Origin of the sequence: Pseudomonas sp. CCNWLW23, from assembly GCF_037095675.1 — a bacterium.
Lineage (GTDB): Bacteria > Pseudomonadota > Gammaproteobacteria > Pseudomonadales > Pseudomonadaceae > Aquipseudomonas > Aquipseudomonas atacamensis.
On the sequence record NZ_JBAWKM010000020.1, the window covers coordinates 61,119 to 80,433 of the forward strand.

A 19,315-nucleotide genomic window follows, 5' to 3' on the forward strand; every position below is an offset into this window, starting at 1 on the left:
AACGACGACACATTGCGTCTTATTAACGCGCTCCACGCTCCCTAGAATGGCTGGCATCTTTTCCTATACTCAGACGCGAATCCTGCGTCGGGTCGCCAATAAGGTCAGCCATGAACAAGAACAATCGCCATCCTGCAGACGGAAAAAAACCAGTCACCATTTTCGGTCCGGACTTTCCGTTCGCGTTTGACGACTGGATCGAGCATCCCGCCGGGCTGGGCAGCATTCCCGAGCAGCACCATGGCGCTGAGGTGGCGATTGTCGGCGCGGGTATTGCCGGTCTGGTGGCTGCGTATGAACTGATGAAACTCGGTTTGAAGCCGGTGGTGTACGAGGCGTCGAAACTCGGTGGTCGTCTGCGCTCGCAGGCATTCAACGGCACCGATGCCATCGTCGCCGAGCTCGGTGGCATGCGCTTTCCGGTCTCCTCCACAGCGTTCTACCACTACGTCGACAAGCTCGGCCTCGAAACCAAGCCCTTCCCCAACCCGCTGACCGGCGCGTCTGGCAGTACCGTGATCGATCTGGAGGGCGAAACCTATTACGCCGAAAGCCTGAAGGATCTTCCTGCATTGTTTCAGGAAGTGGCTGACGCCTGGGCAGATGCGCTGGAAGCCGGTTCGCAGTTCTCCGACATCCAGCAAGCCATCCGTGATCGCGATGTGCCGCGCCTGAAAGAGTTGTGGAACAAGCTGGTGCCGCTGTGGGACGACCGGACCTTTTACGACTTCGTCGCCACCTCGAAAGCCTTCGCCAAATTGTCGTTCCAGCACCGCGAAGTGTTCGGTCAGGTCGGTTTCGGCACCGGCGGCTGGGATTCGGACTTTCCCAATTCGATGCTGGAAATCTTCCGCGTGGTAATGACCAATTGCGACGATCACCAGCACCTGGTGGTCGGTGGCGTCGAGCAGGTGCCACAGGGCATTTGGCGCCATGTGCCGGAGCGCTGCGTGCACTGGCCGGCCGGCACCAGCCTGAAATCCCTGCACCGTGGCGCACCGCGTTCCGGTGTGAAGAAGATTGCCCACGCACCGCAAGGCCGTTTCGCCGTAACCGACAACAACGGTGACACCCGCGAATACGCCGCCGTCCTGACAACCTGCCAGAGCTGGCTGCTGACCACTCAGATCGAATGCGACGAAACCCTGTTCTCGCAGAAGATGTGGATGGCCCTCGACCGCACGCGCTACATGCAGTCGTCGAAAACCTTCGTGATGGTCGACCGACCATTCTGGAAGGACAAGGATCCGGAGACCGGCCGCGATGTGATGAGCATGACCCTCACCGATCGCCTGACCCGTGGCACCTATCTGTTCGACAACGGCGACGACAAGCCGGGAGTGATCTGCCTGTCTTACTCGTGGATGAGCGACGCGCTGAAAATGCTCCCGCATCCGGTAGAAAAACGCGTTGAACTGGCATTGAACGCGCTGAAAAAGATCTACCCGAAAGTCGACATCGCCGCACGGATCATCGGCGATCCGATCACCGTGTCGTGGGAAGCCGATCCGTACTTCCTCGGTGCCTTCAAGGGCGCCCTGCCCGGCCATTACCGCTACAACCAGCGCATGTATGCGCACTTCATGCAGGACGATATGCCGGCCGAGCAGCGCGGGATTTTCATCGCCGGCGACGACGTGTCGTGGACCCCGGCGTGGGTCGAAGGCGCGGTGCAGACCTCGCTCAACGCGGTGTGGGGCATCATGAAACATTTCGGCGGTTCGACACATAAAGAGAACCCGGGCCCGGGTGATGTGTTCAAAGACATCGGCCCTATCGCCCTGCCCGAGTAAGAGGATACCCCGATGCGCGTAGCCGTTTACCAATGTCCACCGCTGCCACTGGACCCCGCCGCCAACCTGCAGCGCCTGCATCAGGTAGCGATGGAGGCCAAGGGCGCCGACCTGCTGGTGCTGCCGGAAATGTTCATGACCGGCTACAACATCGGCGCCGAAGCGGTGAGCACGCTGGCCGAGGTCTACAACGGTGAATGGGCGCAGCAGATCGGCCGGATTGCCAAGGCTGCGGGTCTGGCGATCGTTTACGGTTATCCGGAGCGCACCGCCGACGGGCAGATCTACAACGCCGTGCAACTGATCGACGCCCACGGCGAGCGCCTGTGCAACTATCGAAAGTCGCATCTGTTTGGCGATCTCGACCGGTCGATGTTCAGCCCCGGTGACTCCGACTTGCCGGTGGTTGAATTGAACGGCTGGAAGCTCGGCTTCCTGATCTGCTACGACCTGGAGTTTCCGGAAAACGCGCGGCGCCTGGCCTTGACCGGCGCCGAGCTGATTGTGGTGCCGACGGCCAACATGATTCCGTTCGATTTCGTTGCCGATGTCACCGTGCGTGCCCGCGCCTTCGAAAATCAGTGCTACGTGGCTTACGCCAATTACTGCGGCCATGAAGGCGATATTCAGTACTGTGGGCAAAGCAGCATTGCCGCGCCGGACGGCAGCCGCATCGCCCTGGCAGGTCTGGACGAAGCGTTGATCGTCGGTGAACTGGACCGCCAATTGATGAACGACTCACGCCAGGCCAATCGCTATCTCAGCGATCGCCGCCCGGAGCTTTACGGCGCGCTCAACCGCCGCTAATCCGCTAGCATGGGCACTTCACTGTTCTGGAAGTGCCCATGCCTGCGCCGACTCATCCCCGCCCCCACTCTGAAACCCTGGCCAACGGCCTGCGCGTGACCCTGCGCCACGTGCCCGGTCTCAAGCGCAGCGCTGCGGCGTTGCGCGTGGCGGCCGGCAGTCATGACGTGCCGCTGGCATGGCCGGGGCTGGCGCATTTTCTCGAGCACTTGCTGTTTCTCGGCACCGAGCGTTTTCCCACAGACGAAGGGCTGATGGCCTACGTGCAACGTCACGGCGGGCAGGTGAATGCCAGCACCCGCGAGCGCACCACGGACTTTTTCTTCGAGTTGCCTGTGTCGTCCTTCAGCGCGGGGCTCGAGCGTCTGTCAGACATGCTCGCCCGGCCACGGATGAATCTGGACGATCAACTGCGTGAACGGGAAGTGCTGCAGGCGGAGTTTGTCGCCTGGTCGCAGGATCCGACAGCGCAACAGCAGTTTGCCTTGTATGAAGGTTTACCAGCGGAGCATCCGTTGCGCGGTTTTCATGCGGGCAATCGGGGCAGCTTGCAGGTCGAATCGCCAGGGTTTCAGTCGGCGCTGCAAGACTTCCATCAGCGCTTTTATCGAACCGGGCAAATGACCCTCAGTCTGGTCGGATCGCAAAGTATCGATGAGCTTCGGGAGCTGGCGCAGCAATTCGCAGCGGTGTTGCCGGTTGGGGATAAAGTTGCCCAGGCCGCACCGCCACCGTTGGCAGTGAAAAGTTACCAACAGGTCGGCGCTCACGCGAACCTGTTATTTGCTTTCGACGCGTTGTCCGAGTCATCCGCCGAGGCGATGGCCTTTCTCTGTCATTGGTTGAATAGCGCAAAACCTGGTGGATTGCTCGCATACCTGCATCAACAGAATCTGGCTGACAGCCTGAAAGCCACGCCGCTTTACCAGTTCGCCGGCCAAGCGCTGCTGCATCTTCAATTCCATGCCGACGGCGAGCAGTTGAACGCCATTCACGAACGGCTGCTGGATTGGCTGAGCTTCTTCGCCCGTCAGGACTGGACGCCGTTGCGCGAGGAATACGCCGCCCTGCTTCAGCGCCAGCAGCAAGTCAGCGGCGCATTGCAACTGGCGCGAACCGACATCGAGCAGCAAGCATTCGGCCTGTCCGAATCCGGCGCTGCCGCACTTGAGCACATCCTTCGCGAAATCGGCGTTGTGGATAACTTCAGCGATCATTGGCATCTGCCCGCCGCCAACCCTTTCTTGCGCGCCAGTGAACCGCTGGCCAACGCCGGGCTGATTCGCGGCCAGACCAGCGCCCACCGTGGCCTGCGCACCTTCGCCCAGGATCGCTCGCGCAGTCGTCGCGAGCGATCGCCGATGCAGTTCAGCCTGGCCCTGCCGGACAACAGCGATGAGGGCGCGATTTACCTGCGCTGGCAGGGCGAGACGGCGGCCAGCGCCGATCTGCGCTCAAGATTGCAGCGCAGTCTGCACCAGACCCGACAGGATGCGTCCCAAGCCGGAGTGGACTTGTCTTTCAGCGCCGCAGGTAACCAATGCCTGCTGAAAATGACCGGACTACAGGAACCGATGCCCAGCGTCCTCGAGCATGCGCTGAAATGTCTGACGATGATCGACGCCGATTCGCCGCGCGACGCGGTGCAGATACCGTCGATGCCGATCCGCCAACTACTCGAAGCGTTGCCAGAGAAATCCCTGCCCACGATTGAAACCAGCGATGACGCCAATCAGCTGTGGACAACTTCGCGCTGGGACGGCCTCGCTCTAGGCCTCAACCAACAAACCCAATCAGCCTTGGGCCTGGCGCTGAGCCGCATTCCCGGCACACCGGACAATCAGCTACCGGTCATGCCAACCACACAAGGCCAGTTCCACTGGAGCCAGATCAACACGGCCTCCAGCGAACACGTCTTGCTGCTGGTCTGCCCGACTGCCAGCCGCGACATCGCTGATGAAGCTGCATGGCGCCTTCTGGCTCAGCTGTGCCAGACGCCTTTTTACCAGCGCCTGCGCGTCGAATTGCAATTGGGGTACGCCGTGTTCAGCGCGCTGCGTCAATTGCACGGCAGGACCGCGATTGTCTTTGGCGCACAATCGCCGACGACTTCGGCCGCCGAGTTGCTCGAACACATTCAAGAGTTCCTGAAAAACATCCCCGCGTTGATCGAAACGCTCGATGACGCAAGCCTTAAGCAACAGCGCCAAAGCCTCGCCGTTCAGTTCGACGACGCCACGCTGTCCACCAAGGATGCCGCCGAGCTGCTGTGGCAGGGCAAACTCGCTGGCCATTCGTCGGATTACCGTGAGCAGTTGGTCGCGGCGATTCAGCAGCTGAATCGCCAGGCTTTGCTCGATGCTGCGCAGCGTCTGATCAATGCCGAGGGCGGCTGCCATTGCCTGGCCAATGAATCGATGCCGGACGCGCCGTGGCCAGCGACAAACTGATCATTACCGAGGCTGCAAGGAGCTTTCTCAAAGATTCACGGGTCACGGCGTTGAAATTTTGAGTAACATAGCCGCCTAACTAATTGGAACATCACCGCGCTGCCGTGGACTATAACTATGGATAGCGCTATCCCAACCCTCAGAAGGAGACATCTCATGGCCTGGACCAAACCTGCTTACACCGACCTGCGTATCGGCTTCGAAGTCACCATGTACTTCGCCAGCCGCTGAGTTCTGCTTACGCAGAATCGCAGTGCAACGCCTCGGCTCGCCGAGGCGTTTTATTTTCCGCGTTGAAATGATGGAGCGTTCATGTTCGTCCAGATTCTGGGTTCGGCCGCCGGTGGCGGTTTTCCGCAGTGGAACTGCAACTGCGTCAACTGCGCAGGCTTTCGCGACGGCAGCCTGAACGCCAAGGCCCGTACCCAATCGTCCATCGCCATTTCCGATGACGGCGTTAACTGGGTGCTGTGCAATGCCTCGCCGGACATCCGCGCGCAACTGCAAAGCTTCGCCCCGATGCAACCGGGCCGCGCCCTGCGCGACACCGGCATCAGCGCGATCATCCTGATGGACAGCCAGATCGACCACACCACCGGCCTGCTCAGCCTGCGCGAAGGCTGCCCGCATCAGGTCTGGTGCACGGACATGGTTCACGAAGACCTGAGCACCGGTTTTCCCTTGTTCAAAATGCTCACCCACTGGAATGGCGGGCTGGACTGGAACCGTATCGAGCTCGACCAGAGCTTCACCGTAGCGGCCTGCCCGAACCTGCGTTTCACACCGTTACCGTTGCGCAGCGCCGCGCCGCCGTATTCGCCGCACCGTTTCGATCCGCATCCGGGCGACAACATCGGTTTGATCGTTGAAGACCTCAGCACCGGCGGCAAGCTGTTCTACGCGCCGGGACTGGGCAAGGTCGATGCGCCGTTGCTGGAAATCATGGCGGACAGCGATTGCCTGCTGGTCGACGGCACGCTGTGGGATGACGATGAAATGCAGCGCCGTGGCGTCGGCACCCGCACCGGTCGCGAGATGGGCCACCTGGCACAGAACGGCGCCGGCGGCATGCTCGAAGTGCTGGAGCAGTTGCCCGAGCAACGCAAGGTGCTTATCCACATCAACAACACCAACCCGATCCTCGACGAGGATTCGCCGGAGCGTGCCGAACTTGCGCGGCGTGACGTTGAAGTAGCGTTTGATGGCATGAGTATCGTGCTTTAAGCAATCGAGACCGCTGCGCGGTCTATCGCGAGCAGGCTCACTCCTACAATGGAATGCGATCAACTGTGGGAGCGAGCCTGCTCGCGAAGAGGCCAGCACAGACACCAGAGATTTCCAGGGTTGTTCCCGGAGAACAGACATGACCGACACCCCGCTGTCCCCCGCCGAATTCGAAGCGGCCCTGCGCGCCAAGGGCGCCTACTACCACATCTACCACCCTTACCACGTGGCGATGTACGAAGGCCGCGCGACCCGCGAGCAGATTCAGGGCTGGGTCGCCAACCGCTTCTACTATCAGGTGAACATTCCCCTGAAAGACGCGGCGATCCTTGCCAATTGCCCGGATCGGGAAATCCGCCGCGAGTGGATTCAGCGCTTGCTCGACCACGACGGCGCACCCGGTGAAGATGGCGGCATCGAAGCCTGGCTGCGTCTGGGCCAGGCTGTTGGCCTCGACCCAGACCAATTGCGTTCTCAGGAGCTGGTGCTGCCCGGCGTGCGTTTCGCTGTCGATGCCTACGTCAACTTCGCCCGTCGCGCCAGTTGGCAGGAGGCCGCCAGCAGCTCGCTGACCGAACTGTTCGCGCCGCAGATCCACCAGTCGCGCCTCGACAGCTGGCCGCAGCATTACCCGTGGATCGACCCGGCCGGTTACGAATACTTCCGCACCCGTCTCGGTCAGGCGCGGCGTGACGTCGAGCATGGGCTGGCGATCACCCTTGAGCATTACAAGACCCGCGAAGGCCAGGAGCGCATGCTGGAAATTCTCCAGTTCAAACTGGACATTCTTTGGAGCATGCTCGATGCCATGAGCATGGCCTATGAACTGAACCGTCCGCCGTATCACAGCGTGACCGAACAACGGGTCTGGCATAAAGGAATCATCTTATGAGTTTCGACCGCAGCAAAGTGCCGAGCTGGCGCCCGGGCTATCGCTTCCAATACGAGCCGGCGCAAAAGGGCCATGTCTTGCTGTATCCGGAAGGCATGATCAAGCTCAACGAAACGGCCGCGCTGATTGGCGGCCTGATTGACGGTGAGCGTGATGTCGCGGCGATCATTGCCGAACTGGACAAGCAGTTCCCCGGCGTGCCCGAGCTCGGTGACGACGTCGAGCAATTCATGGAGGTTGCCCGTGAGCAACACTGGCTCACCCTTGGCTGATCTGCCGGCCAAACCGGAAGTCGGCCTGCCGCTGTGGTTGCTCGCCGAGCTGACTTACCGCTGCCCGCTGCAATGCCCGTACTGCTCCAATCCACTGGATTTTGCCGAGCAGGGCAAAGAGCTGACCACCGAGCAATGGATCAAGGTGTTCCGCGAAGCGCGGGAGATGGGCGCGGCGCAATTGGGCTTTTCCGGCGGCGAACCGCTGGTGCGTCAGGACTTGGCCGAACTTATCCGTGAAGCGCGGCAGTTGGGTTTCTACACCAACCTGATCACCTCCGGCATTGGCCTGACCGAGCAGAAAATCAGCGACTTCAAAAAGGCCGGGCTTGATCACATCCAGATCAGTTTTCAGGCCAGCGACGAGCAAGTGAACAACCTGCTCGCGGGCTCGAAAAAGGCCTTTGCACAGAAGCTGGAAATGGCTCGTGCGGTGAAGGCCCACGGCTATCCGATGGTGCTGAACTTCGTCACCCATCGGCACAACATCGACAAGATCGACCGCATCATCGAGCTGTGCATTGCGCTGGAGGCTGACTTCGTCGAACTCGCCACTTGCCAGTTCTACGGCTGGGCGCAGCTCAACCGCGTTGGCCTGTTACCGACCAAGGAACAACTGGTGCGCGCCGAACGCATCACCAACGAATACCGCGCCAGACTGGAAGCCGAAGGGCATCCATGCAAGCTGATTTTCGTCACTCCGGACTACTACGAAGAACGCCCGAAAGCCTGCATGAACGGCTGGGGCAGCATCTTCCTGACCGTCACCCCGGACGGCACCGCCCTGCCCTGCCATGGTGCCCGCCAGATGCCGGTGCAGTTTCCCAACGTGCGCGATCACAGCATGCAACACATCTGGTATGACTCGTTCGGCTTCAACCGTTTTCGCGGTTACGACTGGATGCCCGAGCCCTGCCGCTCTTGCGACGAGAAAGAAAAAGACTTCGGCGGCTGCCGCTGCCAGGCGTTCATGCTCACCGGCGACGCCAGTAATGCCGACCCGGTGTGCAGCAAGTCCGAACATCACGGCGTGATCCTCAAGGCCCGCGAAGAAGCCGAGAGCGCCACTCAAACCATCGAACAACTGGCCTTTCGCAATGAACGAAACTCACGCCTCATCGCCAAGGGCTGAGCCTTTCAGCGCCGCCCAAGCCGTCGCCGCCGGAACCGACTTCGCCGAACTGCAGCTCGGCGCCCATGGTGTGTTCTGGAATGAATACCGCCCCGAGGATGCCGCATGCCGGATCTGGCATTGCCGCGATGGCGTGGCGAAACGTCTGACGCCGGACGGTTTCAGCGTGCGTAGCCGCGTGTACGAATATGGCGGTGGTGCGTTTTGTCTGACGCCTGACGGGGTGGTTTTCGTCAATGAAGCGGATCAGCAGATGTATCGGCAGGCGCTGGATGGCGAGCCGGTCGCGCTGACGTCGACTGACTGCCGCTACGGCGATCTGCAATTCGCCGCTGGCCGGGTGTTGGCGGTCGAAGAGCAGCAGGATCGACATCGCCTGGTGGCGATCGATCTGGCGAGCGGTACGCGACAGGTGCTGGCCGAAGGTGCGGATTTCTATGCGTCGCCAACGCTGAGCCCGGACGGCCGGCGGCTGGCGTGGATCGAGTGGAGCCGACCGCATCAGCCGTGGACCTCGACGCGGTTGATGGTCGCGGACGGTGATTTTTCTGCGCCTCGTTGTATTGCCGGCGAGCAGATCGAGGAGTCGATCCAGCAGCCGCGTTTCGACGCCGACGGCCGGCTCTACTGCCTGACAGATCGTGGCGGCTACTGGCAGCCGTGGGTCGAAACGTCCGATGGCTTGCACGCGCTACCGAGTGCCGAGGCCGATCACGCGCCGGCGCCGTGGCAGCTTGGCGGCTGCACTTGGCTGCCTGTCGGCGATCATTATTTAGCCAGTTGGACCGAGGCCGGTTTCGGTCGCCTGGCCCTTGGCGATGAAGATTTCAGCGGCGACTACAGCCGCTTCCGCCACCTGGCGATGGATCAACAGTTCATCTATTGCATTGCCGCAACGCCGGTGAGCCCGTCAGCAGTGATTGCCATTGATCGTGTCTCTCATGCAGCGAAAATCCTCGCTGGCGGCGTGGCTCCATTGCCTGCCGAACGCATCAGCCGTCCGCAGACCTTGCGTTATCCGAGCGGCTCCGGCGAGGCACACGGTTTCTTTTACCCGGCCATGAGCGGTGAAGCGAAACCGCCGCTGGTAGTGTTTATCCACGGCGGCCCGACGTCGGCGTGCTATCCGATCCTCGATCCGCGCATCCAGTACTGGACGCAGCGCGGCTTTGCCGTCGCCGACCTCAACTATCGCGGCAGCAGTGGCTATGGTCGCGAATATCGGCAAGCGCTGCATTTGCGCTGGGGCGAGGTGGATGTCGAGGATGCCTGCGCGGTGGTGAGTTATCTCGCTGACCAAGGTTTGATCGATGGCGACCGCGCGTTCATTCGCGGTGGCAGTGCAGGTGGTTACACCACATTGTGCGCACTGGCGTTCAGGCAGGTTTTCCGCGCAGGCGCCAGCCTCTATGGCGTCAGCGATCCGGTGGCTTTGGCACGGGCCACGCACAAGTTCGAGGGCGATTATCTGGACTGGCTGATCGGCGATCCCGAGCGAGATGCCGAACGCTATGCCGCCCGCACGCCATTGCTGCACGCAGACAATATTCGCGTGCCGGTGATTTTCTTCCAGGGTGAACTGGACGCGGTGGTCGTGCCGCAACAGACCCGCGACATGGTCGCGGCGCTGGAGCACAACGGCATCCCGGTCGAGGCGCATTACTACCCTGACGAACGCCACGGCTTTCGTCGCGCGGCCAACCAGGCGCATGCACTGGAGCAGGAGTGGACGTTTTATCGGCGGGTGATGGGGCTGACTGACTGAGCCCTCACTTTGAGACTGCGTCGCTCCAATCGCGGGCAAGCCCGCTCCCACAGGTTATTTGGTGTACACAAAAATTGTCATCACTCATAACACTGTGGGAGCGGGCTTGCCCGCGATAGCTATTGATCAGACGCCACTGAACTCAACGCTTGGCGATGATATACACCGCATGCACGATCCCCGGAATGTAGCCGCACAACGTCAGCAGAATGTTCAGCCAGAACGCCCCGCCAAACCCGACCTGCAGAAACACGCCCAGTGGCGGCAACAGAATAGCGATGATGATACGAATGAAATCCATGGGGCAGCTCCTGAATGGGGGTTGGCTCACTTGAGCCATACAAGCTAATCGACCTGCGCCGTTCGTCAGGGTTCAGTGCAATAGCTGCGTCAGGCTCAAGCGAGAATTTTCAACCCGTGTTTTTGTACGATGCTCAGTAGTTTGAGCGCCATACCGCTGGGATGTTTGTCACCCGATTCCCATTGTTTGACCGTGGATGCACTGGTGTTGAGATAGCGTGCAAACACCGGCTGGCTGACCTTGTTACGCTCGCGTAGCGCCTTGATCTCCTCAGCCGGGATCGCCAAGGGAACCGATGCCAGACAGGAGTCATCGAATTCTCGCATCGTTGCTTTGTTGATTGCTCCGACAGCAAGCAACGCCCCGGCTGATTCGTGTATCGATTCAAAGACTTCACTTTTGAATTTCTTACTCATGACATATCTCCACAAACTCCTTCATCGCCAACAAGTCGCTGATCTGCGCTTCGGTCAGTTGCGCATAAACCTTTGCCAATTTACGTAAATCCTTCAATTCTGTTGGCGTGATATTGCTTTGATCCTGCTTGGCGAAAAGCACTTGGTAGATCCAGTAATGTCCACCTTTTGCCAAAACAATCGAACGGTGGCGGTTCGCCTTCAAGCGCTTCTTCCACACGCCTCCGCCAAGATCGTCCGCCTGTCCCTGAAGCATCTGGTGAAACGCCTCCTGCAACTCTTCATCTGTGATCCACGCCCTGCTGGCCTGAAGGGCGAAGCGCCTGGTCTTGAACAGCCTCAATGGCATAGGTATCCCTTCCAAAAACATACCACCTAGTGGTACAGATCGCAAAACGGCTTTTTCGGTGATACCGATCAGCCCGTAGCCGCATCCCTTGCTGGTATTCTCTAAAAGACCATCCGCGGTACGATCCCTCAAGCTCTAAATCCCGTCTGTAAAACCCGGCCACAAAAAAACGCCCCACGCCAAAAGAATCAGGCGTGGGGCGTGCGTTATACCGCGAGACGGTTCGGGTAATCGGTTGGAGCTGCTCAGCTCAGACGGCAATGCCCTTGCGGCATTGCAACTGGGCGGTGCGCACTCGCGAGAAGGCGCGGCCCAAGCGCAGGAGCATTTCGTCGATGTTGGCTTTGCTGACAGTGAGGGCGGGGGTAAAGCGCAGGCAGTCAGGCTGCGCGGCGTTCAATATCAGGCCTTCGTGCAGTGCGGCATGGACGACGGCGTCGGCGCATTCGTCGGACAGCGTCAGCCCATGGAACAGGCCTTGGCCGCGCAACTCGCCGTGGCCGTAGCGGTGGGCCAGTCGCGCCAGGCCTTCGCGCAGGTGCTGGCCGTTGTCGTTGACCTGCTGAAGGAAGCTGCGGTCATGGATGCTGTCGAGCACTACCAGACCGGCCGCCGTGATCAAGGCGTTGCCGTGATGAGTGCCGCTCAGCTCGCCGATGGCGAAACAGCAGGCCTTGCCTCGCGCCAGTAAGGCCGCCAGCGGCAAGCCGCCGCCGAGGCCTTTGCCGAGCACGACGATATCGGCGCGAATCCCGTAGGACTGTTCGGCAAGCAAGCTGCCGCAGCGGCCCATACCGGTCTGCACTTCGTCGAGAATCAGCAGAATGCCCAGGTCACGACACAGTCGCTCGACCCCTTTGAGGTAGTGCTCGGTCGCCGGAATGACCCCGGCATCGCTTTGGATCGGCTCCAGCATGATTGCCACGGTCTGCGCATCAACCGCCGCGTGCAGCGCCGGCAGGTCGTTGAATGGCACTCGATCGACCGTCGCCAGACTGCGGCCATGGCAACCCTGCTGCGCCATGATGATCCGCGAGGCACCGCCGCGATGCAGCTGCCCCCATTTGCGCGCCAGTTTGATTGCCGCCTCACAAGCCTCGGCGCCACTGTTGAGCAGGTAGGCCTGATCGCTGGACGTGCTGGCGCACAGACGTTCGGCGAGGCTGAGCATGCCGCGATTTTGCAGATTGCAGCCGGGATTGATCAGCGCCTGGGCCTGATTGGCGATGGCTTTGACCAGCGCCGTGGGGCTGTGGCCAAGGCTGTTGGCGCCGCCGGCCTGGGAAAAGTCGAGGTAGGCGCGATCGTTGCTGTCCCACAGCCATGAACCCTGGCCGCGAACGAACACTTGATGCGGCCGCTCGACACTGGGTATCAGGCGTTGGGCATTGAGATGGTCGGTCATAGCGGATGGCCCCGCCTCGAAGCAGAGGTCATCCAGACTCGGCGTCTGGCGCCGCAAACTGAACAGATTCATGCGGAAGAACCTCGCTTGAGGTTTTTTGAACTGCCTATGTAATCACGAACGAAGCAAATGGAATTCGTCACGCTTTCTGGCCCTGCAAGCCTTGTGAATGCGGTTAGACTAGGCGCGCAAACGGCTTCAGGCCATTTCGATTTCCCAGCCATTTCGATAAGCACGACTTATGGATTTCAAACAACTGCGTTATTTCGTCGCGGTCTACGAAGAAGGCCATGTCGGCCGTGCGGCTGAGCGCCTCTCGATCTCGCAACCAGCGCTGTCGCAACAGATCCGTCAGCTGGAGCAGAATCTCGACGTCACCCTGTTCGAACGCAGCAGTAAACGCCTGCTGCCGACCCTCGCTGCGCACACGCTGTACAACCACGCGTTGCCGCTGCTCGATGGCTTGCAGCGGGCGCGCGAGGCGTTGGGCAATTTCAAGGGGCAGGCGTTGCGCACCCTGGCGATCGGTGTGTTGCAAACGGTGCACACCAGCCTCGTGCCGCAAATGCTCGAGCGTGTGCGCAAGGCGCAGCCGCATCTGGTGGTGCAGATCTATGAACTTACGGGCCTGGAAATCGAACGGCGTCTGCTCAATGGTTCGCTAGACATCGGCATCAGCTATCTGCCACCGCGCCAACCCGGTCTGCACGGCGTATTGCTGTACGAAGATGAACTGACGCTGGTGATCCCGGCAGACCATCCATTGCGCGAGTTCAAGAAAGTCTCGATGCGCCAGGCTGCTGAGCTGCCAATGCTGCTGCTCGGTGAGGAGTTTCAGATTCGGCAGATCTGGCAGGCACAACTGACCAGCCTCGGTCGACGCCCGCAGGTGCAGGCCGAGCTGAACAATATGTTGGGGATTCTCGACAGCCTGCCGCACACCCGGCTGGCGACGGTACTGCCGGGACGTTCGCAAAAGGAATACGACGATGAAGATCTGCTGTGGAAACCGCTGAGCGAGCCACGGGTGCCGTTGCAAGTTGGCCTGGTGTGCCGTGATGTGCAACGCCAGCAGGCCTCGTTGGCATTGCTGCGGACATTGCTTGAAGAGGTGATCGATCGCGAAATGAAGCCGGCTCTCGATCCGCTTGCCTGAAACTTTTCTTCAGGCAAAAGAAAACCCCGCCGAAGCGGGGCTTTGCAGACTGTTTCCCTGACATCCATTTCACTCCGCCACCCTGGCAGAATCCTACGTGTCCGTGTTGTTTACTTTGCGCTTCCTGCGCGACGTCCATGAAATGTAGATTAGCCGTGGATCCAATATACGGATATGGGAGAACAGCAGCACGTCACGTAAGCAAATGCTTACATGACATCTACAGGATCAGAACTGCGCCGCATCCAGCAGGAACAGCGACTCGCTACCGGCCTTGACCGACGCGCTCAACGAGTGGATACGCGGCAGCAAACGGGCGAAATAGAAGCGTGCGGTGCCCAGCTTGCTCGCATAGAAATCATCTTGCGCTTCCTTGCCCAGCGAGGCTTTGGCCATCAACGCCCACATGTAGGCGTAAGCGGTGTATCCGAACGCTTGCAAATATTCGACCGAGGCCGCGCCGATTTCGTTCGGATTGTTTTTCGCCCGGTCCAGCAGCCACGCGGTCAGCTCGTCGAGGGTGTCGACGGCATCGTTCAACGGCTTGGTGAACTCGCCCAGATCGGCGCTGGCGGTTGCGGTGAAATGGCGAATCTCGTCAGCGAACAGCTGGTAGAACGCGCCGCCGCTGCCAACGATCTTGCGCCCGACCAGGTCCAGCGCCTGAATGCCGTTGGTGCCTTCGTAGATCTGGGTGATGCGCACGTCACGCACCAGTTGCTCCTGGCCCCACTCGCGGATGTAGCCGTGGCCGCCGAAAATCTGCTGGCCGTGGACGGTGGTTTCCAGACCCAGGTCGGTCAGGAAGGCTTTCGCCACCGGCGTCAGCAACGCCACCAGATCTTCCGCGCGCTTGCGGGTGGTCGCGTCTTCACTGAACTTGGCGGTGTCCAGTTGCATCGCCACGTAAGTGGAGAACGCACGGCCGCCTTCGTTCGAGGCTTTCATGGTCAGCAGCATGCGTCGCACGTCCGGGTGGACGATGATCGGGTCAGCGACTTTGTCCTTGTTCTGCGCACCGGTCGGCGAACGGCTCTGCAGACGATCGCGCGCATATTCAACAGCGTTCTGATAAGAGCGCTCGCCGGTGGCCAGGCCTTGAATACCAACACCCAGGCGCTCGTAGTTCATCATGGTGAACATCGCGGCCAGGCCTTTGTTCGGCTCGCCGACCAGATAGCCGACGGCTTCGTCGAAGTTCATCACGCAGGTCGCCGAGGCCTGGATGCCCATCTTGTGCTCGATGGACCCGCAGTTGGCCGGGTTACGCGCACCTAGGCTGCCGTCGGCATTGACCATGAACTTCGGCACCAGAAACAGCGAAATGCCTTTCGGACCGGCCGGGGCGTCCGGCAGCTTGGCCAGTACTAGGTGAATGATGTTTTCGGTGAGGTCGTGCTCGCCGCCGGTGATGAAGATCTTGGTGCCGCTGACCTTGTAGGAACCGTCGGCCTGAGGTTCGGCTTTGGTGCGAATGATCCCCAGATCGGTGCCGGCGTGCGGCTCGGTCAGGCACATGGAACCGGCCCAGATGCCGGCGTACATGTTCGGCAGGTACGCAGCTTTCAGTTCTTCGCTGGCATGCGCATTGATCGACAGGCAGGCGCCGGCGGTCAGCATCGGGTACAGACCGAACGCGAGGCTGGCGGAGTTGACCATTTCTTCGACCTGCGCCGACACGGCTTTGGGCATGCCCATGCCGCCGTAGGCCGGATCACCGCCGACGCCGACCCAGCCGCCTTCGGCATAAGTCTGATAGGCCTGTGGGAAACCGGCCGGCGTGGTGACGGCACCGTCCGCCCAATGGCAACCTTCCTCGTCAGCGGCACGGCTCAGTGGCGCGATGCTTTTGCTGGTGACCTTGCCGGCCTCTTCGAGAATCGCTTCAACGGTTTCGGCGTCGACGGTCTCGGCCAGCGCCGGCAGCTCGGCCCAGAGTTTGGCGACTTCGAACACTTCATTGAGGACGAAGCGCATATCGCGCAGCGGCGCTTTGTAGTCAGCCATGGCAAACCTCGCAAGATCTAAACAGGTGGTTCGTGGAATGATGTTTTCTGAGCCCGAGTGTACCTCAACAACTTTTGCGACACATAGGGTCAGCCGGTGACTGATTTGTTATTTTTGGTCACCAGCAAAAGATCGCCGCGATCTTTCGATCCGCCCTACAAAGCAAATGCCTCCGCCGGCATATTCATCAAACAATCACTGCCTGCCTCGATCGCTGCCTGATGCGCAGCCGTACGCGGCAACAAGCGCTTGAAGTAGAACTCGCACGTCGCCAGTTTGCCCTTGAGGAAGTCAGCCTCACCCTCGCCCGCCTCCAGCTGTGTCTGGGCAACCAACGCCATGCGCAGCCACAGGTAGCCAAGGATGATGTAGCCGCTGTACATCAGGTAATCCACCGATGCGGCGCCGACTTCGTCCGGGTTCTTCATGGCGGCCATGCCGACCTTCATGGTCAGGTCGCCCCACTGTTGATTGAGCCCGTTGAGTTGCGCGATGAAGCGGCCCAATTGCGCGTGGTCGGCGTTCGTTGCGCAGAACTTGTGGACGATTTTGGTAAAGCCGCGCAGCAGCTTGCCCTGACTGCCCAGCACCTTGCGCCCAAGCAGGTCGAGCGCTTGAATGCCATTGGTGCCTTCGTAGATCGGCGCAATCCGGCAATCGCGCACCAGTTGCTCCATGCCCCACTCACGAATGAAACCGTGGCCGCCGAACACCTGCATGCCGTGGTTGGTCACTTCCAGCCCGGTGTCGGTCATGAAGGCCTTGCAGATCGGCGTGAGGAACGCCAACAGGTCTTCGGCTTCCTGACGCGCCTCGGCGTCGCTGCTCAGGTGCGCGACATCGAGCATCTGCGCGGTGAAATAGGTCAGCGCGCGGTTGCCTTCGTTGAAGGCTTTCATGGTCAGCAACATGCGCCGCACATCGGGGTGGACGATGATCGGATCGGCAGGTTTTTCCGGGGCCTTGGCGCCGGTCAGCGCGCGCATCTGCAGGCGGTCATTGGCGTACTTGATCGCACCCTGAAAACTCGCCTCGCCCAGACACAGCCCCTGCATGCCGGTGCCGAGCCGCGCGTGATTCATCATGGTGAACATGCAGTTGAGGCCTTTGTTCGGCTCGCCGATCAGGTAACCGGTGGCGGCATCGAAGTTCAGCACGCAGGTGGCTGAAGCCTTGATGCCCATCTTGTGCTCGATCGAGCCACAGGAAACGCCATTGCGCTCTCCCGCTTCGCCTGCTGCATCGGGCAGGAACTTGGGCACGATAAACAGGGAAATGCCCTTGGTTCCGGCCGGTGCGTCCGGCAGCTTGGCCAGGACCAGATGGATGATGTTGTCGCTCAGGTCATGCTCGCCGGCGGAAATGAAAATCTTGCTGCCGGTGATCGCGTAGCTGCCGTCGGCCCGTGGCACCGCGCGGGTCTTGATGATGCCCAGATCGGTGCCGCAGTGGGCTTCGGTCAGGCACATGGTGCCGGTCCACTGGCCAGCGGTAAGTTTGCTCAGGTAGGTGTCTTTCTGCTCGGCGGTACCGTGGGCGTGGATCGCCGACATCGCGCCGTGGGTCAGGCCGGGGTACATGCCCCATGACGTGTTGCTGGAGCCGACCATCTCGCTGATCACCAGTCCCAGCGAGCTCGGCAATCCTTGGCCACCGTAAGCCGGATCAGCCGCCAAACCGTGCCAGCCGCCCTCGACATATTGTGCGAAGGCCTGCTTGAAGCCTGTAGGCGTTGTCACCACACCGTTGTCGAAATGGCAGCCCTCTTCGTCGCCGCTGCGATTGAGCGGGGCCAGCACGTTCTCGCAGAACTTCGCGCCTTCTTCGAGGATCGCGCTGATCATGTCCGGGCTGGCGTCATGCGCGCCGAGATTGGCGTAGTTGGTATGGAAGTCGAAGACGTGATCGATCAGAAAGCGCATGTCGCGCAGGGGAGCTTTGTACTCGGGCATGGTGGCTTCTCCGTCAGCAGATTCCTCCAACCTACTGCTGGCCACCACGCGCGGCAATCATCGTGCAGGCGCTGAATGCGCCGTCATCACTCAACCCGCAGCAGCGTCCATGCGCACCGCGCCACGGCGGTTCTGCCCGAATGCCATGACGCAGTTACGCCCGGCGCCCTTGGCGCTGTACAACGCCTGGTCGGCGGACTTGAGCACTTCTTCAGGGGTGCGCTGCTCGACACGTTCGGCGACGCCGATACTCACCGTCACCGACACCGCCGACGCCCCGGAACCGCTACGGCGCTGGCGACCTTGCTGATCATCCTGCGGGCGGTTTTCCTGGTTGCGTAGCTGAATGCTGTAGGAGGCGATCGACTCACGGATCACTTCCAGGTGCGGCATGCATTCCTCAAGGGTTTTGCCTGCAAAGACCAAGGCAAATTCCTCACCGCCGTAGCGATACGCCCTACCGCCACCGCTGATCTTCGACAGTTTACTGGCGACCAGGCGCAGCACCTGGTCACCGACATCATGACCGTGGGTGTCGTTGAATTTCTTGAAGTGATCGACGTCGCTCATCGCCAGCACGTAGTTGCGCCCCAGACGCTGCATGCGTTCGTTGAGCGCGCGACGTCCCGGCAGACCGGTGAGCTCGTCGCGGAAGGCCATTTGATAGGCCTCATGCGCAACCGCCGCGGCGATCATCAGCATCACCTGGCTGCACATGATGTTCAGGGTGAACGGCAGAATGAAGGTCTTCGGCAGCATCCAGAACACCCCGAGCAAGCCGACCAGTTGCGCCGCGTGCAGCGGGCGCGGGTTGCGCCAGTATTGCCAGGCCAGGAGCAGGAAGGCCGAGATGAACACCGGATAGGACAACTGGATCAGACTCATCCACGCGCCGTGCAGCGCCGGCCAGCGGATCTCCGACAACCACAGCAGCAGCGCCTGTGGGTAACTTTGCTCCAGTCCCAGCGCCACGCTGCCAAATGCCAGCAGCACGGCAAAGCGCGCGACCATGTCCTGAAACAGATGGGTACGTTCCTGCCATGCGGCGAATAATCCGAACAACAACGGCAGCAGCAGGCAGACCAGATGAAACACCACCGCAGCGTCTTCGCGGACCTTGCCGTTGTCGCGGTAGAAATCGGTCTGGGTGTCCAGCAGAAAGTAGGCGATGTACACCGTCAGCATCAGAAACAGTTCGCGCTGACGTCGGTACACCGCGCAATACGCGCCACCTAGGAGCAGAACCAATGTCGGCAGGACGTTGAACAGCGATGTGAAGAATACGCTGAGGTCTTTGACGTACGCAGCCGCCAGCCCCGCAAGCAATAACAGCAGTGATGGCAGGAAATGGCTGAAACGCACAGCGGAAGAACGCGGCAAGGGTAAGCTCCGAC

Annotated in this window: 17 protein-coding genes; 10 read left to right on the plus strand and 7 right to left on the minus strand. The window is 60.6% G+C overall.

Annotated features, from left to right (window positions below):
- The first annotated feature begins 110 nt into the window (after positions 1-110).
- From V8J63_RS22180 to V8J63_RS22220, 9 genes are all read left to right on the plus strand, one after another.
- Positions 111-1,793, plus strand: a complete 1,683-nt coding sequence (locus V8J63_RS22180) for a flavin monoamine oxidase family protein (RefSeq protein ID WP_016772878.1) — start codon at positions 111-113, stop codon at positions 1,791-1,793.
- A gap of 12 nt (positions 1,794-1,805) precedes the next feature.
- A complete protein-coding gene (locus V8J63_RS22185; RefSeq protein ID WP_071173821.1) occupies positions 1,806-2,600 on the plus strand; it encodes a carbon-nitrogen hydrolase family protein in 795 nt (264 codons plus the stop codon).
- A gap of 38 nt (positions 2,601-2,638) precedes the next feature.
- Positions 2,639-5,050, plus strand: a complete 2,412-nt coding sequence (gene pqqF, locus V8J63_RS22190) for a pyrroloquinoline quinone biosynthesis protein PqqF (protein WP_336464634.1) — start codon at positions 2,639-2,641, stop codon at positions 5,048-5,050.
- Positions 5,051-5,206: 156 nt separating this feature from the next.
- Positions 5,207-5,281 carry a pyrroloquinoline quinone precursor peptide PqqA gene (pqqA, locus tag V8J63_RS22195; protein WP_003444522.1) on the plus strand — a complete coding sequence of 25 codons (75 nt, stop codon included), beginning with the start codon at positions 5,207-5,209 and terminating at the stop codon, positions 5,279-5,281.
- Between the two features lie 81 nt (positions 5,282-5,362).
- Positions 5,363-6,274: a pyrroloquinoline quinone biosynthesis protein PqqB gene (gene pqqB, locus V8J63_RS22200; protein WP_125925506.1), complete on the plus strand. Its 912-nt coding sequence runs from the start codon at positions 5,363-5,365 to the stop codon at positions 6,272-6,274.
- Between the two features lie 139 nt (positions 6,275-6,413).
- Positions 6,414-7,166 (plus strand): pyrroloquinoline-quinone synthase PqqC, encoded by a 753-nt coding sequence (gene pqqC / locus V8J63_RS22205; protein ID WP_039757691.1) that lies wholly within the window; start codon positions 6,414-6,416, stop codon positions 7,164-7,166.
- Entirely contained in the window at positions 7,163-7,438 is a 276-nt protein-coding gene (pqqD, locus tag V8J63_RS22210) for a pyrroloquinoline quinone biosynthesis peptide chaperone PqqD (protein WP_016772874.1), read from the plus strand. The genes pqqC and pqqD overlap by 4 nt, the downstream gene beginning before the upstream one ends.
- Positions 7,410-8,570: a pyrroloquinoline quinone biosynthesis protein PqqE gene (pqqE, locus tag V8J63_RS22215; protein ID WP_125925504.1), complete on the plus strand. Its 1,161-nt coding sequence runs from the start codon at positions 7,410-7,412 to the stop codon at positions 8,568-8,570. The genes pqqD and pqqE overlap by 29 nt, the downstream gene beginning before the upstream one ends.
- Positions 8,536-10,335: a S9 family peptidase gene (locus tag V8J63_RS22220; RefSeq protein ID WP_130888252.1), complete on the plus strand. Its 1,800-nt coding sequence runs from the start codon at positions 8,536-8,538 to the stop codon at positions 10,333-10,335. Before pqqE ends, V8J63_RS22220 begins: the two co-directional genes overlap by 35 nt.
- Before the next feature lie 142 nt (positions 10,336-10,477).
- Here V8J63_RS22220 and V8J63_RS22225 read toward each other — a convergent pair whose 3' ends face one another.
- From V8J63_RS22225 to V8J63_RS22240, 4 genes are all read right to left on the minus strand, one after another.
- Positions 10,478-10,636: a YqaE/Pmp3 family membrane protein gene (locus V8J63_RS22225; protein WP_003228885.1), complete on the minus strand. Its 159-nt coding sequence runs from the start codon at positions 10,634-10,636 to the stop codon at positions 10,478-10,480.
- 95 nt (positions 10,637-10,731) lie between these two features.
- Positions 10,732-11,052 carry a helix-turn-helix domain-containing protein gene (locus V8J63_RS22230; RefSeq protein ID WP_039757682.1) on the minus strand — a complete coding sequence of 107 codons (321 nt, stop codon included), beginning with the start codon at positions 11,050-11,052 and terminating at the stop codon, positions 10,732-10,734.
- Complete coding sequence (locus V8J63_RS22235; protein WP_123443830.1) at positions 11,045-11,401, minus strand: type II toxin-antitoxin system RelE/ParE family toxin; 357 nt, start codon at positions 11,399-11,401, stop codon at positions 11,045-11,047. Before V8J63_RS22235 ends, V8J63_RS22230 begins: the two co-directional genes overlap by 8 nt.
- A 250-nt stretch (positions 11,402-11,651) precedes the next feature.
- The gene (locus V8J63_RS22240; protein WP_130888253.1) at positions 11,652-12,878 is read right to left on the minus strand and encodes an aspartate aminotransferase family protein; all 1,227 of its coding nucleotides are present in this window, start codon (positions 12,876-12,878) and stop codon (positions 11,652-11,654) included.
- A 169-nt stretch (positions 12,879-13,047) separates the two neighbouring features.
- Between V8J63_RS22240 and V8J63_RS22245 the strand changes: the two genes are divergently transcribed.
- A complete protein-coding gene (locus V8J63_RS22245; protein WP_130888254.1) occupies positions 13,048-13,962 on the plus strand; it encodes a LysR family transcriptional regulator in 915 nt (304 codons plus the stop codon).
- A gap of 228 nt (positions 13,963-14,190) precedes the next feature.
- On the opposite strand, the gene V8J63_RS22250 is transcribed toward V8J63_RS22245, so the two are convergent.
- From V8J63_RS22250 to V8J63_RS22260, 3 genes are all read right to left on the minus strand, one after another.
- Positions 14,191-15,969, minus strand: a complete 1,779-nt coding sequence (locus V8J63_RS22250; protein ID WP_016772869.1) for an acyl-CoA dehydrogenase C-terminal domain-containing protein — start codon at positions 15,967-15,969, stop codon at positions 14,191-14,193.
- A gap of 155 nt (positions 15,970-16,124) precedes the next feature.
- Positions 16,125-17,921, minus strand: a complete 1,797-nt coding sequence (locus V8J63_RS22255; protein ID WP_130888255.1) for an acyl-CoA dehydrogenase C-terminal domain-containing protein — start codon at positions 17,919-17,921, stop codon at positions 16,125-16,127.
- A gap of 90 nt (positions 17,922-18,011) precedes the next feature.
- Positions 18,012-19,301: a GGDEF domain-containing protein gene (locus tag V8J63_RS22260; RefSeq protein WP_039757672.1), complete on the minus strand. Its 1,290-nt coding sequence runs from the start codon at positions 19,299-19,301 to the stop codon at positions 18,012-18,014.
- Between the last annotated feature and the right edge of the window lie 14 nt (positions 19,302-19,315).